Origin of the sequence: Rossellomorea sp. LJF3, from assembly GCF_037046045.1 — a bacterium.
In the GTDB taxonomy this organism is placed as follows: Bacteria; Bacillota; Bacilli; order Bacillales; family Bacillaceae_B; genus Rossellomorea.
Genome location: NZ_JBANLY010000006.1, coordinates 121,404 through 145,498, shown reverse-complemented (window position 1 = coordinate 145,498; position 24,095 = coordinate 121,404). Strand labels below are relative to the sequence as shown.

At 45.3% G+C, this 24,095-nt stretch carries 24 protein-coding genes and 3 other annotated features; of the genes, 20 read left to right on the top strand and 4 right to left on the bottom strand.

Annotated elements, in window-relative coordinates; translation table 11 throughout:
- The first annotated feature begins 21 nt into the window (after positions 1–21).
- Positions 22–275 (top strand) — a binding site (T-box leader).
- A gap of 58 nt (positions 276–333) precedes the next feature.
- The 6 genes from thrS to V8G47_RS08540 all read left to right on the top strand — a co-directional run bounded on the left by thrS (position 334) and on the right by V8G47_RS08540 (position 4,851).
- Positions 334–2,265, top strand: a complete 1,932-nt coding sequence (gene thrS / locus V8G47_RS08565) for a threonine--tRNA ligase (protein WP_336199729.1) — start codon at positions 334–336, stop codon at positions 2,263–2,265.
- 205 nt (positions 2,266–2,470) lie between these two features.
- Positions 2,471–2,610: a sequence feature (ribosomal protein L20 leader region), on the top strand.
- Between the two features lie 89 nt (positions 2,611–2,699).
- The gene (gene infC / locus V8G47_RS08560; protein ID WP_336199759.1) at positions 2,700–3,203 is read left to right on the top strand and encodes a translation initiation factor IF-3; all 504 of its coding nucleotides are present in this window, start codon (positions 2,700–2,702) and stop codon (positions 3,201–3,203) included.
- A 23-nt stretch (positions 3,204–3,226) separates the two neighbouring features.
- On the top strand, positions 3,227–3,427 hold the full coding sequence (gene rpmI, locus V8G47_RS08555; RefSeq protein WP_032087387.1) for a 50S ribosomal protein L35: 201 nt from the start codon (positions 3,227–3,229) through the stop codon (positions 3,425–3,427).
- Between the two features lie 28 nt (positions 3,428–3,455).
- Positions 3,456–3,815, top strand: coding sequence for a 50S ribosomal protein L20 (gene rplT, locus V8G47_RS08550; protein WP_034757014.1), 360 nt, complete (start codon positions 3,456–3,458; stop codon positions 3,813–3,815).
- 90 nt (positions 3,816–3,905) lie between these two features.
- Positions 3,906–4,184, top strand: coding sequence for a DUF1294 domain-containing protein (locus V8G47_RS08545; protein WP_336199728.1), 279 nt, complete (start codon positions 3,906–3,908; stop codon positions 4,182–4,184).
- Between the two features lie 97 nt (positions 4,185–4,281).
- Positions 4,282–4,851 carry a TVP38/TMEM64 family protein gene (locus tag V8G47_RS08540; RefSeq protein ID WP_336199727.1) on the top strand — a complete coding sequence of 190 codons (570 nt, stop codon included), beginning with the start codon at positions 4,282–4,284 and terminating at the stop codon, positions 4,849–4,851.
- A 22-nt stretch (positions 4,852–4,873) separates the two neighbouring features.
- On the opposite strand, the gene V8G47_RS08535 is transcribed toward V8G47_RS08540, so the two are convergent.
- A complete protein-coding gene (locus tag V8G47_RS08535) occupies positions 4,874–5,272 on the bottom strand; it encodes a hypothetical protein (protein WP_034757022.1) in 399 nt (132 codons plus the stop codon).
- A 145-nt stretch (positions 5,273–5,417) separates the two neighbouring features.
- On the opposite strand from V8G47_RS08535, the gene V8G47_RS08530 reads away from it, so the two are divergent.
- Together V8G47_RS08530 and V8G47_RS08525 are read left to right on the top strand one after the other, a co-directional pair.
- Positions 5,418–5,906, top strand: a complete 489-nt coding sequence (locus V8G47_RS08530) for a dUTP diphosphatase (RefSeq protein WP_336199726.1) — start codon at positions 5,418–5,420, stop codon at positions 5,904–5,906.
- 93 nt (positions 5,907–5,999) lie between these two features.
- A complete protein-coding gene (locus V8G47_RS08525) occupies positions 6,000–7,085 on the top strand; it encodes a M42 family metallopeptidase (RefSeq protein WP_336199725.1) in 1,086 nt (361 codons plus the stop codon).
- A gap of 47 nt (positions 7,086–7,132) precedes the next feature.
- Here V8G47_RS08525 and V8G47_RS08520 read toward each other — a convergent pair whose 3' ends face one another.
- Positions 7,133–7,678, bottom strand: a complete 546-nt coding sequence (locus tag V8G47_RS08520) for a cysteine hydrolase family protein (RefSeq protein WP_336199724.1) — start codon at positions 7,676–7,678, stop codon at positions 7,133–7,135.
- A 131-nt stretch (positions 7,679–7,809) separates the two neighbouring features.
- Positions 7,810–8,031: a small acid-soluble spore protein SspI gene (gene sspI, locus V8G47_RS08515; RefSeq protein ID WP_034757033.1), complete on the bottom strand. Its 222-nt coding sequence runs from the start codon at positions 8,029–8,031 to the stop codon at positions 7,810–7,812.
- Between the two features lie 124 nt (positions 8,032–8,155).
- Here sspI and V8G47_RS08510 point away from each other — a divergent pair, with 124 nt between their 5' ends.
- From V8G47_RS08510 to pheT, 3 genes are all read left to right on the top strand, one after another.
- Positions 8,156–8,917: a TrmH family RNA methyltransferase gene (locus V8G47_RS08510; RefSeq protein WP_336199723.1), complete on the top strand. Its 762-nt coding sequence runs from the start codon at positions 8,156–8,158 to the stop codon at positions 8,915–8,917.
- Positions 8,918–8,976: 59 nt separating this feature from the next.
- Positions 8,977–9,216: a binding site (T-box leader), on the top strand.
- A 78-nt stretch (positions 9,217–9,294) separates the two neighbouring features.
- Complete coding sequence (pheS, locus tag V8G47_RS08505; protein ID WP_336199722.1) at positions 9,295–10,332, top strand: phenylalanine--tRNA ligase subunit alpha; 1,038 nt, start codon at positions 9,295–9,297, stop codon at positions 10,330–10,332.
- 27 nt (positions 10,333–10,359) lie between these two features.
- Positions 10,360–12,774: a phenylalanine--tRNA ligase subunit beta gene (pheT, locus tag V8G47_RS08500; protein WP_336199721.1), complete on the top strand. Its 2,415-nt coding sequence runs from the start codon at positions 10,360–10,362 to the stop codon at positions 12,772–12,774.
- Positions 12,775–13,055: 281 nt separating this feature from the next.
- Here pheT and rnhC read toward each other — a convergent pair whose 3' ends face one another.
- Positions 13,056–13,979: a ribonuclease HIII gene (rnhC, locus tag V8G47_RS08495; protein WP_336199720.1), complete on the bottom strand. Its 924-nt coding sequence runs from the start codon at positions 13,977–13,979 to the stop codon at positions 13,056–13,058.
- Positions 13,980–14,111: 132 nt separating this feature from the next.
- Between rnhC and zapA the strand changes: the two genes are divergently transcribed.
- The 9 genes from zapA to V8G47_RS08450 all read left to right on the top strand — a co-directional run bounded on the left by zapA (position 14,112) and on the right by V8G47_RS08450 (position 24,069).
- On the top strand, positions 14,112–14,372 hold the full coding sequence (gene zapA / locus V8G47_RS08490; RefSeq protein ID WP_034757046.1) for a cell division protein ZapA: 261 nt from the start codon (positions 14,112–14,114) through the stop codon (positions 14,370–14,372).
- Between the two features lie 6 nt (positions 14,373–14,378).
- Entirely contained in the window at positions 14,379–14,918 is a 540-nt protein-coding gene (locus tag V8G47_RS08485; RefSeq protein WP_034757049.1) for a CvpA family protein, read from the top strand.
- Positions 14,919–15,098: 180 nt separating this feature from the next.
- Positions 15,099–16,814, top strand: a complete 1,716-nt coding sequence (gene polX, locus V8G47_RS08480) for a DNA polymerase/3'-5' exonuclease PolX (RefSeq protein ID WP_336199758.1) — start codon at positions 15,099–15,101, stop codon at positions 16,812–16,814.
- Between the two features lie 20 nt (positions 16,815–16,834).
- Positions 16,835–19,189, top strand: a complete 2,355-nt coding sequence (locus V8G47_RS08475) for an endonuclease MutS2 (protein WP_336199719.1) — start codon at positions 16,835–16,837, stop codon at positions 19,187–19,189.
- 21 nt (positions 19,190–19,210) lie between these two features.
- Positions 19,211–19,618 (top strand): DUF350 domain-containing protein, encoded by a 408-nt coding sequence (locus tag V8G47_RS08470; RefSeq protein ID WP_098439680.1) that lies wholly within the window; start codon positions 19,211–19,213, stop codon positions 19,616–19,618.
- Positions 19,619–19,947: 329 nt separating this feature from the next.
- Positions 19,948–21,645 (top strand): AMP-binding protein, encoded by a 1,698-nt coding sequence (locus V8G47_RS08465; protein WP_442970815.1) that lies wholly within the window; start codon positions 19,948–19,950, stop codon positions 21,643–21,645.
- Positions 21,646–21,781: 136 nt separating this feature from the next.
- Complete coding sequence (locus V8G47_RS08460) at positions 21,782–22,369, top strand: TetR/AcrR family transcriptional regulator (RefSeq protein ID WP_098439682.1); 588 nt, start codon at positions 21,782–21,784, stop codon at positions 22,367–22,369.
- Between the two features lie 21 nt (positions 22,370–22,390).
- Entirely contained in the window at positions 22,391–23,161 is a 771-nt protein-coding gene (locus tag V8G47_RS08455) for an enoyl-CoA hydratase (RefSeq protein WP_034757064.1), read from the top strand.
- Between the two features lie 134 nt (positions 23,162–23,295).
- Positions 23,296–24,069 carry an electron transfer flavoprotein subunit beta/FixA family protein gene (locus tag V8G47_RS08450; RefSeq protein WP_034757067.1) on the top strand — a complete coding sequence of 258 codons (774 nt, stop codon included), beginning with the start codon at positions 23,296–23,298 and terminating at the stop codon, positions 24,067–24,069.
- Positions 24,070–24,095 lie beyond the last annotated feature (26 nt).

The window sequence follows — 24,095 nt, the reverse complement described above, 5'->3', positions numbered from 1 at the left end:
ACCTACATAATAAGTCAATAAATAAAGGTTATGATGAGGACAATAATATTCCTATTCATTCACAGAGAGGGAAGTCATTTGGCTGCAAGCTTCCTAATTCGGTAGTGATATTTACCACCTCGGAACTTCAATCATGAACGGAACCTTATCCGGTTCACAGTAATGATTGACGGCTAAATGTCGTTATTCGTTTTTCAATGAAGTCATTGTCTTCAAACCAAGACAATGAGAAGTTGGGTGGAACCACGAGTTTACTTATTAACCTCGTCCCTTCAAACGTGAAGGGGCGGGGTTTTTTATGTTTTATAAAGATATTTCAAGGAGTGAAATCACATGTCAGAAGTAGTGAAAATGCAGTTCCCGGATGGAAATGTCAAGGAGTTTCCTAAGGGTACGACGACAGAAGAGATTGCTGCGTCCATCAGTCCGGGACTGAAGAAGAAGGCGCTCGCTGGTAAAATAAATGGCGGAATGATCGACCTGCGTACAGGGATTCAGGAAGATGGAGCGATTGAAATCGTGACGGCTCCTTCAGCGGATGCCCTTGAAGTCCTTCGTCACAGTACGGCCCATTTAATGGCACAGGCCATCAAACGTTTATACCCTGAAACGAAGCTTGGAATCGGTCCGGTCATTGAAGGCGGATTCTATTACGATATCGATTCAGAGCATACGTTCACGCCTGAGGATCTTCCGGTGATCGAGAAGGAAATGAAGAAGATCACAGGAGAAAACCTGGAAGTGGTCCGTAAAGAAGTAAGCCGCGACGAAGCGCAGAAAATGTATGAAGAAATCGGAGATGAGTACAAGCTTGAACTTCTTGAAGCCATTCCTGAGGGAGAGCAGGTTTCCATTTACGAGCAGGGTGAATTCTTCGACCTTTGCCGTGGGGTCCACATCCCGTCAACGAATAAAATCAAAGAATTCAAGCTGTTAAGCATTGCCGGTGCTTACTGGCGTGGAAACAGTGATAATAAAATGCTTCAACGGATTTACGGTACGGCTTTCTTCAAGAAGGAAGACCTTGAAGAGCATCTTCGTCTTTTAGAAGAAGCGAAAGAGCGTGATCACCGTAAAATCGGGAAAGAATTGAACCTGTTCATGAACTCACAAAAAGTGGGACAGGGTCTGCCGATGTGGCTGCCTAAAGGTGCAACGATCCGCCGCATCATCGAACGCTATATTGTCGATAAAGAAGAGCGTCTGGGTTACGACCACGTTTACACTCCTATCATGGGAAGCGTAGAATTGTACAAAACAAGCGGTCACTGGGATCACTATCAGGAAAACATGTTCCCGGTCATGGAAATGGACAATGAAGATCTTGTCCTTCGCCCGATGAACTGTCCGCATCATATGATGATTTACAAAAACGGCATCCACAGCTACCGGGAGCTTCCGATCCGTATCGCTGAGCTTGGGACGATGCACCGTTATGAATTATCCGGTGCCCTGTCAGGACTTCAGCGTGTACGCGGGATGACTCTGAATGATGCCCATATCTTCGTACGTCCGGATCAAATCAAAGAGGAATTCAAGCGTGTTGTACGCCTCGTTCAGGAAGTGTACAAAGATTTTGATCTGAATGATTATTCTTTCCGCCTTTCATATCGTGATCCAGAAGATACAGAAAAGTACTTCGATGACGATGAAATGTGGAACCGTGCACAAGGCATGATCAAAGAAGCGATGGATGAACTGGATGTCGAGTACTTCGAAGCAGAAGGGGAAGCGGCATTCTACGGCCCTAAGCTGGACGTGCAGGTGAAGACGGCACTGGGGAAAGAAGAAACGTTATCCACTGTTCAACTGGACTTCCTACTTCCAGAGCGCTTTGACTTAACATACGTTGGGGAAGACGGCAAGCAGCACCGTCCTGTCGTTATCCACCGTGGAGTTGTATCCACTATGGAACGCTTCGTTGCCTTCCTGATCGAGGAATACAAAGGTGCATTCCCGACATGGCTTGCTCCAACGCAGGTTCAGGTGATCCCGGTTTCTCCGGATGTTCACTTCGACTACGCGAAAGAAGTGAAAGAAAAGCTTCAGGCTGAAGGGCTTCGTGTAGAGATCGATGACCGTAATGAAAAAATCGGCTACAAAATCCGTGAATCACAGATGAGCAAAGTTCCTTACATGCTTGTCGTGGGAGACAATGAAATCAAGGAAACGGCCGTCAACGTCCGTAAATACGGAGAGCAAAAATCAGAAACGATTTCCCTTGACGAATTCATCGGTCACATCACAAAAGAAGCGAATCGCTAAAAACTGAAGAGGGACGGACCTCCAAATGGTCATTGTGGTTTACCATAATGTTTCCGTTGGAGGTCCGTCCCTCCCCAATTAATTTCAAAAAACTGTTGCACTCTCTTTAGATGTCTGATATTATGAAATACGTTGTGATATTAAATGATTATTTGACAGCGGTATTGTCATGTGATATAGTATCTAAGGTGAATTGAATACAGTTTGGTACAAGTAGGAGCTACCCGCTTCTCACCTGAATAACGCGTTATTGCTGTTACCAGGTATGTGATTGACTATTAAAGCCATTTATATATGCTTAATAATCAGGTGCGGGTGTTTCGACACTCGCATCTTTTTTTGTGTCCTGTACATGGAAAAAGGAAGCGGGTGCGTCGGCCAAAGCCGTGTATTCTTTTAATAAACCTTGGAGGTGGCTAATTATTAGCAAAGACATGATCTTAAACGAAACCATTCGTGCCCGTGAAGTGCGTCTTATCGATCAAAACGGTGAGCAACTTGGAATCAAATCCAAGAATGAAGCTCTTGAAATCGCTGAACGTGTAAATCTTGATCTTGTTCTTGTTGCTCCAAATGCAAAACCACCCGTTGCCCGTATCATGGACTACGGTAAGTTTAAGTTTGAACAACAGAAGAAAGACAAAGAAGCGCGTAAAAATCAGAAAATCATCAATCTTAAAGAGGTTCGTTTGAGCCCGACGATCGATGAGCATGATTTCAACACCAAGCTTCGTAACGCTCGTAAGTTCCTTGAAAAAGGAGACAAAGTTAAAGCGTCAATCCGATTTAAAGGTCGTGCGATTACGCACAAAGAAATTGGTCAACGCGTTCTGGATCGCTTCAGTGATGAGTGTAAAGATGTAGCAACCGTTGAATCAAAACCGAAAATGGATGGTCGCAGTATGTTCTTGGTGCTTGCACCAGTCAACGAAAAATAAAGGACCCGAGGAGGAAAAGCATCATGCCAAAAATGAAAACTCACCGCGGCTCAGCTAAGCGTTTCAAGAAAACAGGTTCTGGTAAACTTAAACGTTCACACGCTTACACAAGCCACTTATTCGCAAACAAATCTACTAAAGCAAAGCGTAAGCTACGTAAAGCGGCTGTTGTCTCTAAAGGAGATTTCAAACGCATTCGTCATATGCTTGACAACCTAAAATAAGAAGTATTAGAAACAGGAGGGAATTATTATGCCACGCGTAAAAGGCGGAACAGTAACACGCAGACGTCGTAAAAAAGTTCTTAAATTAGCCAAAGGTTATTTCGGTTCAAAACATACTTTATATAAAGTAGCAAATCAACAAGTCATGAAATCATACATGTATGCTTATCGTGACCGTCGCCAAAAGAAACGTGATTTCCGTAAACTATGGATCACACGTATCAATGCGGCTGCACGTATGAACGGTCTTTCTTACAGCCGTTTAATGCACGGATTAAAGCTTGCTGGTATCGAAGTAAACCGCAAAATGCTTGCTGAGCTTGCGATTTCTGACGAAAAAGCATTCAACCAATTAGCTGACGCTGCTAAAGCTCAACTAAACAAATAATTAACTGCCGACTAAGTCAGCAGACAATAAGGACCGGCCCCTGGCCGGTCCTTTCTTCTATCATTTACATTAAGAAAGCAGGTAGAAATCATGGATGCATTAACAGGGATTTTATATCTATATACCGTCATCATCAATATTATCGGCTTTACGGTCATGGGGAGAGATAAACGGAAAGCAGAGCGGCATGAATACCGCATCAGCGAGCGGGTGCTGTGGCAGGTCGCCATTGTCGGAGGCAGCGTCGGAGCGTATCTGGGTATGAAGGTGTTCAGGCATAAAACGAAGCACAAAGCGTTTGCCATCGGCTTCCCATTGCTTGTCATCGTCCATTGTGTGCTATTCATCTGGCTGAACGTGAATTTGTGACGTTAAAGTTTTCATTCTTTAACCCGTCTCTCATACATACTATATAAAGAGGGTTTGTAGAAACAGCTTAGAATAGCAGAAGGAGGTCGCATAAGCCATGGACGAACGGTTGGTTGCTGCATTCGCCCTGATGGAAGCAAGCGGATATATGGCTCCTATTCTGTTTATCGTATTTCATATCCTGAGGCAGTTTCTGTTCATCCCCGTCGCCCTTGTCTGTATGGCGGGAGGGGTTCTGTTCGGGAGTCTCTTCGGCACACTGTATTCGTTGATCGGATTAACGCTCTTATCTGTCACTTTTTATTTTGTCATCAAAAGTTTCAAATCGTTTTATGAAAAACTCCTGAGGCTGAAAGAAAAGTGGTTCGGCCGGAATGCCACCCTCACCACGGGTCAGATTGCGGTTCTCAGGTTGATTCCCTTTGTCCATTACCAGCTCTTGAATCTTTGCCTGCTCGAGCGGAAGAAGGAGCTCAAGCCCTTCATACGCGCCTCCGTCCTTTCCAATATTCCCCTGGCGTTTTTCTATACGGTGTTCGGCCAATACATCAAACAATTTTCCCCACCCATTCTCGTCATGATCTTCATCGCACTTATCGTCCTATTTTACCTCCTGAGAGAAAAAGTCAGAGTCATTCAATGGAGAGAGTTTTTTCCGGGTAAATAAAAATGAAAAACGACCAGCTCTGCTAGTCGTTTTTTTGTTGTGATTTTTGAAGAAATTCGTGGATCGGACTTTTCCAGTCGAGTTTGGCATTGGGGTATCTTTCTTTGATTTCGTTCTGGAGGTATTCGAAATCTTCCCGGGTAAGCCCTTTTAAGGAGGAAACATGTTTGGTCCATACGAATATGGAAACCACATCGAATGCCTTCTCGGTTGCACCAAGATATTTTTCTCCTTCAAATCGTACACCTTTGTACGTTATGTGAAAATTCTTCCGGACATTTTCCTGATCATCGAGAAAATAAAAACGTTTCTGCTCCTGGGCAAGCTCCAGTTTTCGCTTTGGGTTGATAATGTATTTCACGCTGCTGTATAAAAGATAAAGAATAAGGATCAAAAGCACTAACCGAATAAGCCAAAGCATAACCATTACCTCCATAGGCATATTTCTTCCACTACTATTTACGGTTAAATCAGAAAAAGGTTTCATATTATTATAAATTTGTTTAAAAATTTGTCATACTAAGAGGGTGTGTAAGAAATAAAGGCATCGAAGGGAAGATATCACAATGAATATTGAAAAATTATTGGACATGCAAAAGAAGCTTGATCAGCATATCGAAGAGGAACACGGCTTGGAACAAGAAGATCTGATCGATAAAAAAATCCTTGCCCTCCTGGTTGAGGTAGGGGAACTGGCCAATGAAACGAGAAGCTTTAAGTTCTGGAGTACGAAACCTTCTTCATCAAAGGATGTGATCCTCGAAGAATTTGTGGACGGGGTCCATTTCATCCTGTCACTGGGAATCGAAATCGGAATTCAACAATTCGATATAGGGGAGACGAATTATACGAATGAAGATGTGACAAAGCAATTCATGGAAGTATTCAAATATGCCAACCACTTTGCTGAAGAGCGTTCCGTTGAACATTTCCAGGAGCTATTCAGGCACTACGTGTACCTTGGCGAACTGCTCGGATTCACACATGAAGAAGTGTTCGATGCGTATGTGAAGAAAAATGAAGTGAATTATAATCGTCAAAAAGAAGGATATTAATCCGCGATAGTAAAGAAGATTCAGGAAATTTTGATGAATCACACAGGTTTTAGTATAATGAAAAGGTAAAACAATATTTAGGGGGTCGAAACAATGGCGAAATTAGATGAAACATTGACAATGCTAAAAGATTTAACCGATGCCAAGGGTGTACCGGGTAATGAGAGAGAAGTACGGGAAGTCATGAAAAAATACATAGAACCATTTGCAGATGAAGTGACGACAGATAACCTGGGGAGCCTGATCGCGAAAAAAGTGGGCGATGAAAACGGTCCTAAGATCATGGTGGCTGGACATCTTGATGAAGTCGGATTCATGATCACCCAGATCGACAGCAAAGGGTTCCTGCGCTTTCAAACCGTAGGAGGCTGGTGGTCCCAAGTCATGCTTGCCCAGCGTGTGACGATCGTGACGAGCCAAGGGGAAGTGACGGGTGTGATCGGTTCCAAGCCGCCGCATATCCTGCCTCCGGAAGCACGCAAAAAACCCGTCGACATCAAAGATATGTTCATTGATATCGGTGCCTCTAGCCGTGAAGAAGTACAGGAATGGGGAGTGAAACCGGGAGATATGGTGGTCCCTCATTTCGAATTCACGGTGATGAACAACGAGAAGATGCTCCTGGCGAAAGCATGGGATAACCGCATCGGATGTGCGATTGCCATCGATGTACTAAGAAACCTGAAGGATGCGAGTCATCCGAACGTCGTATATGGAGTCGGTACCGTTCAGGAAGAGGTCGGCCTGCGTGGCGCGAGAACGGCTGCCGCCAAGATTCAGCCTGATATCGGTTTTGGTGTGGATGTTGGAATCGCAGGGGATACACCCGGGGTTTCTGATAAGGAAGCGTCAAGTAAGATGGGCGAAGGTCCACAGATCATTTTATATGATGCGTCCATGGTTTCCCACAAGGGACTTCGCGATTTCGTGACGGATACAGCGGATGAGCATAACATTCCGTATCAATTCGATGCCATCGCAGGAGGTGGAACGGATTCAGGCGCAATCCATTTGACAGCCAATGGAGTTCCTGCCTTATCCATCACCATTGCGACACGCTATATACACTCACATGCAGCGATGTTGCATCGTGATGATTACGAGAACGCCGTGAAGCTGATTACAGAAGTGATCAAGAAGCTCGACAGCGACACCGTGGCGAAGATTACGTTTGATTGAGTGCAATGAAAGAGACCCTTTTGAAATCAGGGTCTCTTTATTTGTCTTTATTTAAACGTCATTTCTTTCGAAGAGGTCATATCGGCGTCAATCGTCTTCTTGATGATGCGGATGGCACTTTCATTGTCCTCTTCGGTTTCGGAAGCCATGCAGTCCTTTGGGATCGACATGTCATATTCCCTCATATAGGCGTCATTGGCGGTATACAGCACGCAGATGTCACCTGCGATCCCTGTTAAGATCAGATGCTTCACATCCAACTGATGAAGCAGGATATCAAGCTGTGTCCCGAAAAAACAGGAATGTTTCGGTTTGATGATAAAATAATCGTCTGTATCGGGATGGAGTTTTTCGATTACGTCTTTGCCTTTCCCTTTTTTGCATTCCTCGATGATATCATTCATATTGTCCTGCCAAAGGCCGTAGTTGTCATTCACATATATGATCGGTAACCCGGCTTCCTTCGCTTTCTTCTTCAAATCCCGGATGTTTCCGACGATGTTCATTGTGTTTTCGTATAAAACCTCTCCACCTTGGAAATCAAACGTATTAATCATATCGATGATCAATAATGCGCTTTTCTCCTGACTCATACCTTCGTTTCCCCCTTCGTTTCCTTATGTATGTTGTATTACCACTGAAAGAGTCAGTCTAAAACCATTCAGGGGAATTTACGTTCTTTCCAATAAACAAGGGCAACCCCGATTCAGGATTGCCCATGCTTTTACTGCATTTGTTGCTGCTGCAATGACTCCTCTAATGTTTCAAGGACCATTTTCTGTTCCTCTGGATCGGCGTTTTGCCAGAAGACTTCAAGGAGTACACCGAGACCTGGAAGGGTTTTTTCTTCTCCCCCCTGGATGGCATCAACGATGGTGTCTCTCAATTCGTCCTGGTTGTTTCCAGATACATTGTGTATGATCGCTTTACGTAAGTTAAGATTCATCACGCATTTCTCCTTTTTGCTAGGATGAGGAATTCATTGTTATCTTGTCTCAAATTGAATTTATTATGTATGAAAGTTAAGGTATAATGAGACCTTGAATAGTAATCAAAAGGAGCGGATACGATTGAAGTATATTCAATCCTCGAAAAATCCTGTAGTGAAGCAGTGGAAGAAATTATTGACGAAAAAAGAACGGGATCTTACCCGTACATATATCATTGAAGGATTTCACCTTGTGGAAGAAGCATTAAAGCAGGAGGATACGGTCCTTGAGTTGATCCTCGTGGAAGGAATCGTTCTTCCCCAGAAATGGACGGTGGACTCGGTTTCTGTCACCATAGTATCGGATGAAGTCGGGAAGATCCTGACTGATACCGAGACCTCTCAAGGGATCTTTGCGATATGCAGGCAGAGAGAAGATGAGCATGACCTTGATCAGGCAGGCACATTCATACTTCTCGACGGTCTTCAGGATCCCGGCAATATCGGCACGATCATCCGCACAGCCGATGCGGCGGGAATCGATATGGTCGTGTTAGGTAAAGGGACAGTTGACCCTTATAATCCGAAAGTTTTACGCTCGGCACAAGGAAGTCATTTTCATATTCCGATCGTCAGAAAAGAACTGTCTGAAACCATCTCAGCCCTGAAAGAGCGCAGTATCCCTGTTTACGGGACGGCTCTTGAAAACGGAGTGGAGTATACCTCGATCAGCCCGCAATCTTCTTATGCCCTCATCGTAGGGAATGAGGGGAACGGCATGTCGAAGGACCTTTTAAAGGAAACGGACCAGAACCTCTACATCCCTATCTACGGTAAGAGTGAATCATTGAATGTGGCCATTGCGGCAGGCATTTTAATGTATCATTTTAAAAAAGGGCAGTGAATTTCGTGAAAAGGTTTGAATTATGCCGTGAAATTCACTATAATAATGCACATATAACTTAAAAGACGTTGAAAGAGGAAAGTAACACATGACCTTCTTCAAGGGAGAGAATGCCCTGGACTGTAAGCATTCTTAAGAAAACATGATGTGAACATTTCACCTCTCGAGTTGGCATCGGGACCATTCCACCTGCGAATGTAAAGATGCTCCGGCATAAGCCGTTATCCGAATGAAGTGAGTAGATCCCCCTGTGGATTTGCTTATAAGGGTGGTACCGCGATATAAACCTCGTCCCTTTTTGGGATGGGGTTTTTTTATTTGTTTAAAAACCAATCCAAGGAAACATTCGGACGATATACATTAAAGGAGGAAGAACAATGGAGGACAAATTACGATCCCTTCAACAAGAAGCCATCGAAAAAGTGAACGAAGCACAAGATCTGAAAGAACTGAACAACATCCGTGTTGCTTATTTAGGCAAAAAAGGACCTGTCACCGAAGCCTTGAAAGGGATGGGGAAACTTTCAGCAGAAGAGCGTCCTAAAATGGGGGCTCTTGCAAATGAAGTCCGTGGAGCGATTACCGAAACCATCGAAGCAAAGCAAGCTGTTCTTGAAAAAAAAGCGGTCGAAAAGAAGCTTCAATCTGAAACGATCGATGTCACGTTACCCGGTCGCCCTGTGAAAAAAGGGAATCACCATCCCCTGACGATGATCGTGGAAGAAATCGAAGATCTCTTCATCGGCATGGGCTACACGGTTGCTGAAGGACCGGAAGTGGAGAAGGACTATTATAACTTCGAAGCCCTGAATCTCCCTAAAGGACATCCGGCACGTGATATGCAGGATTCTTTCTATATTACGGAAGAAACCCTTCTGCGTACCCACACGTCACCGGTTCAGGCAAGAACGATGGAACTGGCCAAAGGGAAGGGCCCTATCAAGATCATCTGCCCTGGTAAAGTGTACCGACGTGATACGGATGACGCGACCCATTCACATCAATTCACCCAGATCGAGGGCCTTGTCATCGACGAAAACATCCGGATGAGTGATCTGAAAGGGACGCTGAATGTATTTGCCAAGAAAATGTTCGGTGAAGACCGTGAAATCCGCTTGCGCCCGAGCTTCTTCCCATTCACAGAGCCATCTGTCGAAATGGATATTTCATGTAAGATCTGCGGAGGAATAGGCTGTCGTGTATGTAAAGGAACGGGCTGGATCGAAATCCTCGGAGCAGGGATGGTTCATCCGAATGTCCTTGAAATGGCCGGATTCGATTCGAAGAAATATACAGGTTTCGCCTTCGGTATGGGACCAGAGCGTATTGCCATGCTGAAATATGGGATCGACGACATCCGTCATTTCTACACAAACGATACTCGCTTTGTGACACAGTTCGGAACACAAGAGTAAAGAAAAACGATAGGGAGGTACTAACACATGTTTGTTTCATATAAATGGTTAGAAAATTATGTAGACTTATCAGGCACAACACCTGAAGAGTTGGCGGAGAAGATTACAAGAAGCGGGATTGAAGTCGAAGGTGTCGAACGGATCGGCGAAGAGATCAAAAATGTGGTCGTCGGGCACGTCCTGCAATGTGAGCCGCATCCCGATGCGGATAAGTTAAATAAATGCCTTGTGGACGTAGGGGAAGAAGAGCCAGTCCAAATCATTTGCGGGGCACCGAACGTGGCAAAAGGCCAGAAAGTGGCTGTCGCAAAAGTAGGGGCGGTCCTTCCTGGTAACTTCAAAATCAAAAAAGCCAAACTCCGCGGCGAAGCATCCCACGGGATGATCTGCTCCCTTCAGGAGCTTGGAGTCGAAGGAAAGCTCGTACCGAAAGAGCATGCAGAGGGAATCTACGTATTCAGTGATGAGGCTGAAGTTGGTCGCAATGCGGTTGAATTATTGAACCTGGATGATGCGATCCTCGAATTAGGATTGACACCCAATCGTTCTGATTGCTTAAGCATGCTTGGAGTGGCGTATGAAGTCGCCGCCATCCTGGACCGTGACGTAAAGCTTCCGACAACCGAAGTTTCAGAAGGCAACGGTAAAGCATCGGATTATGTATCGGTAAAAGTAGAAGCGAAAGAAGATAATCCTCTTTACGGGGCAAAAATCATCAAGAATGTCAAAATCGGTCCATCTCCACTTTGGATGCAAAATGCACTGATTTCAGCCGGGATCCGTCCACATAATAACGTAGTCGACATTACGAACTACGTGTTACTGGAATACGGTCAGCCTCTTCACGCTTTTGACTACGACCGCCTTGGTTCAAAGGAAATCCTTGTTCGCCGGGCAAACGACGGCGAAACATTCGTGACACTGGATGATGCGGAAAGAACGCTATCAAGCAGCCAGCTTGTGATTACAAACGGGACTGATCCCGTTGCCCTTGCCGGAGTGATGGGTGGAGCCAATTCAGAAGTCCAGAATGACACGACGACTGTCCTTCTTGAAGCAGCTTACTTCACCGGTTCCATTGTCAGAGGTGCATCGAAAGACCACGGACTCAGAAGCGAAGCCAGTACCCGTTATGAAAAAGGTGTCGATCCGAATCGTGTCCTGAAAGCCGGGGAAAGAGCGGCTGGGCTGATGGCCGAATATGCCGGTGGAGAAGTTCTTGAAGGCACTGTTTTATTTAATGAATTGGATGTAGAGCCGGTTAAAGTGGAGATTACGTTAGAAAAGATCAATTCCTCACTTGGAACATCCATTACCGTTGAAACAGTGGAAGATATCTTCCGCCGACTTCAATTTGATGCAGAAGTAAATGGCGAAACATTCGTCGTAACGGCTCCCACAAGAAGAGGGGATATCACCATCCCCGAAGATTTACTGGAAGAAGTGGCCCGCCTTTACGGCTATGACAATCTTCCGATGACACTTCCAGAAGGAGAGGCAACACCTGGCGGCCTTTCGAATCACCAGCTGAAGCGCCGTACGGTTCGCCGTTATCTGGAAGGAGCGGGACTCCTGCAGGCGATCACGTATTCATTGACAAACGACAAGAAAGCAAGTCTTTATGCACTGGACGTAAGGGAGCCTGTCCGCTTATTGATGCCGATGAGTGAAGAACGCAGCAACCTTCGTTTAAGCATCATTCCACAGCTTCTTGAAGTGGTTTCATATAACAAAGCCCGTCAAAATGATTCTCTTGCCTTTTATGAGGTAGGATCTGTATTCTTAACGGAAACAGGCGAAGAACTTCCTCAGGAAGAAGAGCATATTGCAGGAGCGCTGACAGGCCTGTGGCACCAGCACCCTTGGCAAGGCGAGAAAAAGCCTGTCGACTTCTATGTAGCCAAAGGGATCCTTGAGGGAATGTTCGAAGAAATCGGTGTATCAGAAGCCGTCTCCTTCCGTCAGGCAACCGTAGACGGCATGCACCCTGGACGTACGGCCGAAATCCTCCTTGACAACGAAGTGATCGGTTTCGTCGGAGCGATCCATCCGGAAGCGGAAAAAGAATTGGATCTAAACGAAACGTATGTGTTCGAACTGAAGGCATCACCTGTCTTCCATTATGAAAAGCCGGCATTAAGCTACACGCCGATCCCTCGCCACCCATCGATCACAAGGGATATCGCCCTTGTAGTGAACACGGATGTGAAAGCCGGGGACCTGGCATCCATCATCAAAGAAGCAGGTGGAAAACTTCTGAAAGAAGTGTCCGTCTTCGATCTTTATGAAGGCGAGCATATGGAAGCAGGCAAGAAATCACTTGCATTCTCCTTGAAATACTTCGATCCGGCAAAAACATTGACCGATGAAGAAGTGGTGAAAGTGCATGATGGAGTACTTGCAGCCGTGAAAGAAAAAGCAGGAGCTGAATTGAGAGGATAATTGGGCTTTTAAAGAGAGGTGTCAGACATTGGTCTGGCATCTTTTTTTGTGTGGTGGGGAACTTGTTTGCCTGTTGAAAATAGAGGGGATTTTGACAGGAGAAATAATGGGGGGATTCAGCAGGTGAAATACGTTACATATTCAACAGCTAAAAAAACACCAAACTTCAGCTGCTGAAAAACAAAGAAAAATCAGCAGCTGAATCCCAACCAAAATTCTCATGCTGAACGCCAAAAAACACAAACAAAAAACCCCACCAGCTACAACCAGTGGGGCCATCCTCATTTCCCTGCCAACCTCATGGCCTTTTCACTATTGGCGAAATGCCATTTTGTCATGGATTGTAATTCCTCGATCCCTTTTCGTTTGATGATCTTCGCGGCTGCCACATCCACGTGTTTTCCGGCGCCTTTCGGTATTTCCACACCTGCTTTCGCACTCAGCTTGTCCATTTCTTTTAAGAAGGCGTAGCGGGCGATGATCGATGCAGCTGCGACGGCCAGGTGGATACTTTCGCCTTTTGTGCTGAAGTACACGCGGTCCCGCTGGATTTTCGTTTGGGCAGCGATGTGTTTGAAATATGTATTCTTTTCGACGAACTGATCGATCAAGATGCCTTCGGGTTGTTCCGGTGCCATCTTATCCAGCAGGTTCAGTATGGCTTTGTTATGAAGGAGTGCCTTCATCTTCCCCTGGGTCATTCCTTTTGCCTGCATCTCATTGTATTTCGGGTTGTGGAGGATAAGCAGTGAATAGGGAATGGTTGAAATCAGATCCCTTGCAATACTGATGATTTGAGGGTCGGATAAGTTTTTGGAATCCTTGACCCCGAGCTCTTTCATGAGTGGGATCTGCTCTTTCTTTACGTAAGCGCTCACTACGGTGATCGGGCCGAAGAAGTCTCCTGTCCCTACTTCATCAGAACCGATGACGGACCAATTTGCGAAATTCTCGGGGAGGCTGGCAGTCCCTTTGGAAGGGGATTTCACCTTGGCTGGTGCGCTGCTTCCCCACCGGCTTGCTTCACCTTCACCGTTTGCCCCTTGAAACATTACTTTGCCGGATTTATAGGCGGTGATCGTACAGCCTGATGGCTTTGCGACAAAGACTGCCCCCGGCGGCAGTTTTTCGATTAAGGCATGTTTGTAATGACTTTTCATTTTCTCGATTGTATCTTTCGTTGTTTGTAGGACGGTATTGGCCAAGTTTCTCTCTCCTTATGACAAATTTCTTGAATTTAATAAAAAATGTGAGTGCATATGACAAATTCCTTCCATAATCAAAAGACTTCATGGTATGATTATGTGTAGGATTCTTATGAATGGGGGGCTTTCAGGTTGTCTGAAGAACAAAAAAATCGCACCACGGTGGACATATATGGTCAACAATATACGATTGTTGGGACTGAATCAACAAGTCAAATCCGATACGTTTGTTCTAAAGTGGATGACAAAATGAGAGAAATCAACTCCATGAATCCATCTCTCGACACAAGCAGGCTTGCGGTCTTGACAGCTGTCAATGCCGTGAATGATTATCTCAAACTTCAGGAAAAGTTTGAAGAGCTTGAACGGGAAATCAAACGATTAAAGGATTGAATAAAGATGTTGGACTTAGCTTTGTTGGTCATCCTGGTGATAGGGTTTTTAATAGGTTTAAAACGTGGATTCATACTGCAGGTCATCCACATTTTCGGATTTATCGTTTCTTTCATTGTAGCATACATATACTATGATCAGCTTGCACCAAAGCTGACTTTATGGATTCCTTATCCTGTTTTGGACGAGCAATCCACGTTAAATATGATTTTTGAATCGACCCATCTGGATCAGGCATATTACCGTGTAATCGCGTTTGCGATGATTTTCTTCGCAGTGCGTATCATTCTTCAAATCATTGGATCGATGCTTGACTTTGTCGCCCATCTTCCACTATTGAAGCAGCTGAATGTTCTTGGCGGTGGGATACTCGGTTTTGTTGAATCCTACTTAATGATATTCATACTCTTGTATATTGCGGTATTATTGCCGATCGAGTCGGTTCAAACATTCATCAATAACTCATTCATTGCACAAGCGATGGTGAAACATACTCCTGTTTTCTCCGATATGGTGAAATCCTGGTGGATTGAATATGTAGCCTGAAAAAGGGCTGACTATAAGTATGCAACTTACATTCGTTAGGGAAGCCATTAACTAACGATTTGTTCATCTTATAAGTCAGTCTTTTTTCTTTTTCTACCAGTTTTGCTACTATATAATTGGAGACGTTCTGGATTTCTAAATGAACGTGATTCCTGATCGTTAATTCTATGATTGTAGGTGATTCCCTTGAATAAAAAAGATATTATAAAATTATTAGAAAACATTGCGATATATATGGAATTGAAAGGCGAGAATTCGTTTAAAACATCCGCCTACCGAAAAGCGGCAGCGGCCCTTGAGAATGATGACCGGAGCCTGCAGGAAATCAGCGACTTCACGAAGCTCGCCGGAATCGGCAAAGGGACGGCCTCCGTTATTGAAGAGTACATAAATGAAGGGACATCCTCTGTTCTTGAAGGGCTGAAGGAAGAAGTTCCGAAGGGGTTGATCCCTCTTTTGCAATTGCCGGGTCTTGGAGGGAAGAAAATCGCGAAGCTATACAGTGAGCTTGGGGTCGAAAACATAGAGGACCTGGAAGAAGCGTGTAAAGAAAACAGAGTACAGGCACTTGCAGGCTTCGGGAAAAAGACCGAAGAAAAGATCCTTGCTTCCATTGAACAGGTTGGGAAAAGGCCGGACCGGCTTCCAATCGGCTTTATGATGGGGATCGCGGAAGAAATCGAAGGCTTTCTTTCTGAAATCGACGGCATTGGAACGTATTCGAGAGCCGGAAGCTTAAGAAGGATGAGAGAAACCATTAAAGATCTGGATTTCATCGTCTCGACCGAGCACCCGGAAAAGGTGAAGGAAGGGCTTTTGAAGTTGCCGAATATCGTTGAGACGATTGCAGCCGGGGACACGAAGGTGTCATTGACCCTCGCGTACCATTGGGATGTGAGCATCGATTTTCGCATCGTGAAGCCTGAAGAATTTGCCACGACCCTGCATCATTTCACGGGATCGAAGGATCATAACGTCCGTATGCGCCAGCTTGCCAAAGAGCGCGGAGAGAAGATCAGTGAATATGGCGTTGAGGATAGTGAAACAGGAGAAGTGAAAACATTCGATTCCGAAGAAGCATTTTATCATCACTTCGACCTTCCGTGGATCCCGCCTGAGCTCCGGGAAGATGGAAAAGAAGTGGAGGGGTTCAAGAGGGATTACCCGCTCCTTACACTGAATGATATAAAGGGTGATCTTCACATGCACTCCACATGGTCCGACGGTGCCTATTCCATAGAAGAGATGGTGGAGGCGTGCCGTGCCAAGGGGTATCACTATATGGCGATCACAGACCATTCACAGTATCTGCGGGTGGCGAACGGCCTCACTCCCGAGCGGTTGGTGAAGCAGATCGATGAAATAAAGGAACTGAATAAGAAGTATGATGATATAGAAATCCTCTCAGGGATCGAGATGGATATCCTTCCTGACGGTACCCTGGACTATGATGATGACCTTCTGGAAAGAGTAGATCTCGTCATTGCTTCCATTCATTCAAGCTTCTCCCAGCCCCGTGAAAAAATCATGGAGAGACTGAAGACTGCATTGGAAAATGCCCATGTGGATATCATCGCCCATCCTACGGGCAGGATCATCGGCAGGCGGGAAGGGTATGACGTTGATATGGATCTTCTTATTCAATTGGCGAAAGAAACCGGTACGGCTCTTGAACTGAATGCCAATCCGAATCGTCTGGATCTGTCTGCTGAAAACATCCGGAATGCACAGGAGCAGGGTGTGAAGCTCGTCATCAACACGGACGCCCACAGTATCGATCACCTTGAGTTTATGGAAGTGGGTGTCGGTACGGCACGTAAAGGATGGATCAAGAAAGACACGGTCATCAATACATGGGATAAAAATGAGTTCATACAATACATTAAGCGAAACTGATAAAAGGTGGAATACATTCCGTGAATTCTAAAGTATTGAAAACGTTAGAGTTTGATAAAATCAAAGAATTATTAAAGCAATTTGCAGCATCTGCCCTTGGTCATGCAAGGGTTTCCTCCCTCATGCCGTCGGTGGATTATGAAGAGATCACCGCTCTTCATGAAGAGACGGATGAAGCCATGACGATTCTCAGATTGAAAGGTCATGCTCCACTTGGCGGGATTTTTGATATCCGGCCACACGTGAAGCGTGCCCAAATCGGCGGTATGCTTTCGCCGTCTGAATTCGTCCAGGTGGCAAGTACGATCCGGGCAAGCCGGAAGCTGACCCTTTTTGTAGAAGAGCTCTTGGAGGAAGAGGTGGATATTCCCCTCTTACAAGGTAAGATGGGGACGGTCATCCCGCTTCCTCATTTAGAGCAGGATATACGTAAAGTGGTGGATGACAACGGTGAAATATTGGATACGGCGAGTGAAACCCTCCGCACGATCCGTACCCAGCTCCGTGCCAACGAAGGGCGGATCCGGGAGAAGCTTGAGCGGATGATCCGTTCATCCAACGCACAGAAGATGTTATCCGATGCGATCATCACCATCCGGAATGATCGATACGTCATCCCGGTCAAACAGGAGTACAGGGGTCAATATGGCGGGATCATCCATGATCAATCTTCTTCGGGACAGACGTTATTCATCGAGCCTGAAGCGATTGTTCAGCTGAATAACCAGCTCCGTGAGCTCCGTTTGAAAGAGCAGACGGAAATCGAGAAGATTCTTCAGCAACTGTCTGAAAGCGTTCAAGAATCGGGGGAAGAACTGCTTCTGATCGTCAACGTCCTGTCAGACGTGGATTTCATGTTTACCAAGGCGAAATTCGGACGATCGATCAAAGGGTCAAAGCCTACGATCAATAATGAACGCAGGGTGAAGCTGAATAAAGCACGTCATCCCCTCTTGCCAATCGATGAGGCAGTGGCGAATGATATCGAACTTGGGAATGAATTTTCCTCCATCGTCATCACCGGTCCGAATACCGGGGGTAAAACCGTCACATTGAAAACACTGGGCTTAACAAGCTTGATGGCCCAGGCCGGTCTTCCGATACCGGCACTTGATGGTTCCGAGGTCGGTGTATTCCGGACGATTTACGCTGACATAGGGGATGAGCAATCGATTGAACAAAGTTTGAGTACCTTCTCTTCCCATATGGTGAACATAGTCGACATCCTGAAAAAGGTCGATCATGAGAGCCTGGTGCTGTTCGATGAGCTTGGTGCCGGTACCGATCCTCAGGAAGGGGCGGCATTAGCGATTTCCATCCTTGATGAAGTTCATGGAACAGGGGCAAGGGTCGTGGCGACCACTCACTATCCCGAGTTGAAGGCGTATGGGTATAATCGTGAAGGAGTCGTGAATGCCAGTGTGGAATTTAATGTAGAGACATTAAGTCCTACGTATAAGCTATTGCTTGGGGTCCCGGGAAGAAGTAATGCCTTTGACATTTCCAAACGTCTTGGATTGTCAGATGGTGTCATTCAACGGGCGAAGTCCCATATCGGTACCGATAGCAAAGAAGTCGAGAATATGATCGCTTCACTTGAAGACAGCAGACGCCAGGGTGAACGGGAGCTCGAGGAAGCCCATGAGCTGTTGAGACAGGCTGAGAAGATGCATAAAGACATGCAGAAGCAAATGATGGAGTATTACGAGAAGAAGGATGCCCTTTACGAAAAAGCCCAGCAAAAAGCCAGTGAGGTCGTTGAAAAAGCGAAGGCGGAAGCTGAGCAGGTCATCAAGGATCTGCGGAAAATGCAGCAGGAAAAGTCAGCCCAGATCAAAGAACATGAATTGATCCAGGCGAAAAAGCAGCTTGAAGATGCGACACCTAAGTTGAAAACGGGTCAAAAGAAGAAAGCGACTGGATCCAAGCATGAACTGAAGGCCGGGGACGAAGTCAAAGTACTTAGCTTCGATCAAAAGGGTCATTTGATCGAGCGGGTATCGGCGAAGGAATGGCAGGTCCAAATGGGTATCATGAAGATGAAAGTGAAGGAATCGGATCTTGAATTCATTCAATCCCAACAAAAGGTCGAAACGAAACCCCTCGCTACGGTGAAAGGGAAAGACTTTCATGTCAGCCTTGAACTTGACTTGCGCGGAGAGCGTTTTGAAAATGCCTTATCGAGGGTTGAGAAGTACATTGATGACGCGCTGCTTGCAGGCTATCCACGCGTTTCCATCATCCACGGAAAAGGGACGGGAGCTTTAAGACAGGGAGTACAGGAGTACTTGAAGAATCACCGGTCTGTCAAGAGCATCCGTTTCGGGGATGCAGGTGAAGGTGGAACGGGCGTAACGGTCGTTCAATTTAAATAACAAGGTAAAGGGAGCTTTACGATGGAGAACTTTTGGGAAAATGAATTTGTTCAGACGGCGGGGAATTACAGTGTGGTCATCCTTTGTCTGGTGTTGTTCTTAGCGATCTTTGAACTGGTGACGAAATATCGGAACTGGGAAGAAATCAAAAAAGGAAATATGGCAGTGGCCATGGCTACGGGAGGGAAAATATTCGGGATAGCGAATATTTTCCGGCATTCCATCAGTCATAACGATACCATCCTCACGACGATCGGGTGGGGTGTGTTTGGCTTTTTCCTGCTGTTGATCGGGTATTTCATTTATGAATTCCTGACCCCGAAATTCAGGATCGATGAGGAAATTGAAAATGATAACCGGGCGGTAGGCTTCATTTCACTGGTCATTTCAGTCGGATTATCCTATGTTATAGGTGCCGGTATATCGTAAGGAGAGAGAATATGGAAACATTGGCGAAAGTTCTGCTCACCCTGTGCGGCGGCTTTATAGTCGTCGGCATCATCTATATGCTGTTCTTTACTTGATTGGGACACTCAGGGGAAAAACACAATCCCAAAATAATAATATTGTACAAACAGACTGTCATATGGTGGAATAGGCAGTCTGTTTTCTTTTGAAAAAAGTTCTGTAAGAAAGGTCAAGCTTCATGGATAGGAAGAAAGTATGGTCAGCGATTTTTTCAAATTGTAACTGAAGTCCCCTTATATTATAATAATGAATAGAATAAATTTTCTAACTATTCAGAAGGAGGGATTACAATGAACCAACCATGGCTTGCTGAATACCCGGCGGAAATACCAAAGGAGCTCAACCTTGTTGAAAAACCTTTGCAGTCCTATTTGACCGAAGCCGCTTCTCTGTATGGAGATAAAGCAGCGATTCATTTCATGGGCAAGGAAATAGGATACAAGGAGCTATACGAATCGGCTCTCAAATTCGCCGGCTACCTTAAGACACTCGGGATCAACAAAGGCGATCGGGTGGCGATTATGCTTCCCAATACCCCCCAATCCGTCATCGCCTATTACGGCATCCTTTATGCAGGCGGAGTGGTGGTACAAACCAATCCATTATATATGGAAAGGGAAATCGAATATCAAATGAATGACTCCGGAGCCAAGGTGATCCTTACATTGGACATTCTTTACCCCAGGGTATCAAAAGTGATGAAAAACACCGACCTTGAGCACATCATTGTAACCGCTATCAAAGACTATCTTCCTTTCCCTAAGAATCTCATTTACCCATTCATCCAGAAGAAACAATATGGTATCGTCGTGAAAGTGGATCATAGAGGTCAGAATCATTTATTCACGGAAATCATGAAAACGGCGGTGGCTGAAGCGATTTCCCAGGAAGAATTCGATTTTGAAAATGATCTGGCCCTGCTTCAATACACAGGCGGTACGACAGGTTTCCCTAAAGGCGTCATGCTGACCCACAAAAATCTGGTGGCCAATGCCTCCATGTGCGATGCCTGGCTGTATAAGTGTAAAAAAGGGGAAGAAAAGATGCTTGGGATCCTGCCATTCTTTCATGTGTATGGCATGACTGCCGTGTTGATTCTTTCCGTCATGCAGGGATATAAGATGATCCTGCTTCCTAAGTTTGATGCAGAAACAACATTGAAGACGATACAGAAACTGAAGCCTACCCTGTTTCCAGGAGCCCCTACGATCTATATCGGACTCTTGAATCACCCGGATTTAAAGAAATATGACTTATCATCCATCGATTCATGTCTCAGTGGAAGTGCGCCATTACCGGTTGAGGTGCAGCAGCAATTCGAGGAAGTCACGGGTGGGAAGCTCGTCGAAGGATACGGATTGACCGAATCATCCCCAGTCACTCATTCCAATTTCCTTTGGGATAAAGCGAGGATAAAGGGAAGCATCGGTGTCCCATGGCCGGGTACGGACAGTGCCATCTTCTCAATGGAAACGGGAGAACCCCTGCCTCCAAATGAGATGGGTGAAATCGTCGTCAAGGGTCCACAGGTGATGAAAGGATACTGGAACCGGCCTGAGGAAACGGAACAAACGTTAAAGGACGGATGGCTGTTGACGGGAGATATAGGCTATATGGATGAAAAGGGCTATTTTTACGTAGTGGATCGCAAGAAGGATATGATCATTGCCGGCGGCTTTAATATCTATCCACGGGAAATTGAAGAAGTCCTCTACGAGCATCCTGCCATTCAGGAAGTTGTCGCAGCAGGGGTTCCCGATCCGTATAGAGGGGAAACCGTCAAGGCATACGTTGTCTTGAAAGAAGGAGAGTCCCTGACCGAGGAGGAACTGAATGAATATTCCCGTAAATACCTGGCTGCCTATAAAGTGCCGAGGATTTATGAATTCAGGAAGGAACTGCCTAAAACAGCTGTCGGGAAAATCCTGAGAAGGGCCCTCGTGGATGAGGAGCGGAAAAAGATCGAGGAAGAGCAGAAAACAAGTTAGGATGTCACCCACTTGAGCTTTTTCTTTTTGATTGGAAGTGGGACAAGGATCCCTTCTTGACAATCAATGAGAAACCTTTTATTATTGAAATATGAATGAATGGTCATTCATATTTTGTTAAGGCAGGTCAAAACTTATGAAACGAAATAAACCAAAATACATGCAAATAATCGATGCTGCTGTTATTGTGATAGCAGAAAATGGGTACCATCAGGCACAGGTGTCAAAGATTGCAAAACAGGCAGGGGTGGCTGACGGAACCATCTATCTTTATTTTAAAAACAAAGAAGATATCCTGATTTCGTTGTTTAAAGAAAAAATGGTTCTCTTTGTCGAAAAAATTGAAGAAGTTATTGCAGGAAAACAGACAGTTTCAGAGAAATTATTAGTGATGATTGAAAATCATTGTAGGATACTGTCGGATGATCATCATCTTGCCATCGTCACACAATTGGAGCTTAGACAATCGAATAAAGATATCCGATTGAAAATCAATGATGTGTTAAAGGGCTATCTGGAATTAGTCGATAAGATCCTGATCAGCGGGATCGAATCAGGCGAGTTCTCAAGTGATCTGAATGTTCGCCTCGCCCGCCAAATGATCTTTGGCACTCTGGATGAAATGGCGACAACATGGGTGATGAACGATCAAAAATACGACTTAGTCGAACAAGTCCCTGCTATTCATAAGCTTTTGCTTCATGGATGCGGAGGCAGGAACTAAACTAGTTTAGGGGGATTAGAGATGGAAAGTTTATCATGGGTCTTAGAGGGACAGGTCGCAACCGTCCTGATTCAAAGACCTCCCGCAAATGCACTCGCAAGTGGACTCATCAAGGAAATCGACGCGGTTCTTGATGAACTTGAAACCAATTCGGATGTCCGTGTGATCTTACTGAAAGGTGAAGGACGGTTCTTCTCGGCTGGTGCCGATATCAAGGAATTCACGACGATCGAAAGTGGTGAAGAATTCTCCAAGCTTGCGAAAAAAGGCCAGGACGTCTTTGAACGGATGGAGAACTTCCCGAAACCGATCATTGCAGCCATTCATGGTGCCGCTTTAGGTGGCGGACTGGAACTCGCAATGGGCTGTCATATCCGATTGGTGAGTGAAAATGCCAAACTCGGCTTACCTGAGCTTCAACTCGGGCTGGTTCCAGGATTTGCCGGATCCCAGCGCCTTCCGAAACTGGTTGGACGGGCGAAAGCGGCAGAAATGCTGTTGACGAGTGACCCGATCAGCGGAACAGAAGCGGTTCAGTGGGGTCTTGCCAATAAGGCTTATCCGGAAGACGAGCTTTTCGATAAGGCGAAAGAAATGGCCGATAAGATTGCGAAGAAGAGCCCGGGAGCGATGAAGGCTGCCATTGAGCTGTTAAGTTATACGAAAGATGATCGTTTCTATGAAGGTGTTATGAGAGAATCGGATCTTTTTGGTGAAGTATTTGTGTCCGCCGATGCCAAAGAAGGAATTTCGGCATTCGTTGAAAAGAGAGAACCACACTTTAAAGGCTAGAATACATTCTAGTAATATAGTAAACTATTACTTGAGGGGCAGTGTTGAATATCAATGCTGCCCATTCAAAGGGGTTAAATTGTCGAAATCTTTTTAAGGGAAAGAATGTTTACATTATTAGGAGGGACTTACGAATGAACATCTATGTACTTTTGAAAAGAACGTTTGATACTGAGGAGAAAATTTCGATCCAAAACGGTCAAATTGCCGAAGACGGAGCTGAATTTATCATAAATCCTTACGATGAATATGCAGTCGAAGAAGCAATTCAAGTCCGTGATGCACATGGCGGCGAAGTGACAGTGGTAACCGTCGGCGGGGAAGAAAGCGAAAAGCAATTGAGAACGGCTTTAGCAATGGGCGCTGATAAAGCAGTCCTTATCAATACAGAGGATGATCTTGATCATGGAGATCAATTCACAACGGCCAAGATCCTTGCTCACTATTTAAAAGAGCAGGAAGTAGATTTGATCCTTGCAGGTAATGTAGCCATTGACGGTGGATCTGGACAAGTCGGGCCACGTGTGGCAGAACAGCTTGATATTCCATATGTAACGACGATCACGAAACTGGAAATCGATGGTGAAACGGTAACGGTCACGCGTGACGTTGAAGGGGATTCAGAAGTCATCGAAACGTCTCTTCCATTATTAGTGACAGCTCAACAAGGATTGAACGAACCTCGTTACCCATCCCTTCCAGGAATCATGAAGGCAAAGAAGAAGCCTTTGGATGAAGTGGAATTGGACGATATCGATTTAGACGAAGATGATGTAGAAGCTAAGACCAAGACAATTGAAATCTACCTTCCACCGAAGAAGGAAGCCGGTAAAGTATTAGAAGGCGAATTGGACGCTCAAGTATCAGAGCTTGTTTCCCTTCTTCGCAATGAAGCGAAAGTTATATAAGCGGGAGTCACAGGAATAACTAACAT

Coding starts and splice junctions, on each gene's coding strand:
- thrS (WP_336199729.1), top strand. CDS start 334: ATGTCAGAAGTAGTGAAAATGCAGTTCCCGGATGGAAATGTCAAGGAG.
- infC (WP_336199759.1), top strand. CDS start 2,700: ATGATCTTAAACGAAACCATTCGTGCCCGTGAAGTGCGTCTTATCGAT.
- rpmI (WP_032087387.1), top strand. CDS start 3,227: ATGCCAAAAATGAAAACTCACCGCGGCTCAGCTAAGCGTTTCAAGAAA.
- rplT (WP_034757014.1), top strand. CDS start 3,456: ATGCCACGCGTAAAAGGCGGAACAGTAACACGCAGACGTCGTAAAAAA.
- V8G47_RS08545 (WP_336199728.1), top strand. CDS start 3,906: ATGGATGCATTAACAGGGATTTTATATCTATATACCGTCATCATCAAT.
- V8G47_RS08540 (WP_336199727.1), top strand. CDS start 4,282: ATGGACGAACGGTTGGTTGCTGCATTCGCCCTGATGGAAGCAAGCGGA.
- V8G47_RS08535 (WP_034757022.1), bottom strand. CDS start 5,272: ATGCTTTGGCTTATTCGGTTAGTGCTTTTGATCCTTATTCTTTATCTT.
- V8G47_RS08530 (WP_336199726.1), top strand. CDS start 5,418: ATGAATATTGAAAAATTATTGGACATGCAAAAGAAGCTTGATCAGCAT.
- V8G47_RS08525 (WP_336199725.1), top strand. CDS start 6,000: ATGGCGAAATTAGATGAAACATTGACAATGCTAAAAGATTTAACCGAT.
- V8G47_RS08520 (WP_336199724.1), bottom strand. CDS start 7,678: ATGAGTCAGGAGAAAAGCGCATTATTGATCATCGATATGATTAATACG.
- sspI (WP_034757033.1), bottom strand. CDS start 8,031: ATGAATCTTAACTTACGTAAAGCGATCATACACAATGTATCTGGAAAC.
- pheS (WP_336199722.1), top strand. CDS start 9,295: ATGGAGGACAAATTACGATCCCTTCAACAAGAAGCCATCGAAAAAGTG.
- pheT (WP_336199721.1), top strand. CDS start 10,360: ATGTTTGTTTCATATAAATGGTTAGAAAATTATGTAGACTTATCAGGC.
- V8G47_RS08485 (WP_034757049.1), top strand. CDS start 14,379: ATGTTGGACTTAGCTTTGTTGGTCATCCTGGTGATAGGGTTTTTAATA.
- V8G47_RS08470 (WP_098439680.1), top strand. CDS start 19,211: ATGGAGAACTTTTGGGAAAATGAATTTGTTCAGACGGCGGGGAATTAC.
- V8G47_RS08465 (WP_442970815.1), top strand. CDS start 19,948: ATGAACCAACCATGGCTTGCTGAATACCCGGCGGAAATACCAAAGGAG.
- V8G47_RS08460 (WP_098439682.1), top strand. CDS start 21,782: ATGAAACGAAATAAACCAAAATACATGCAAATAATCGATGCTGCTGTT.
- V8G47_RS08455 (WP_034757064.1), top strand. CDS start 22,391: ATGGAAAGTTTATCATGGGTCTTAGAGGGACAGGTCGCAACCGTCCTG.
- V8G47_RS08450 (WP_034757067.1), top strand. CDS start 23,296: ATGAACATCTATGTACTTTTGAAAAGAACGTTTGATACTGAGGAGAAA.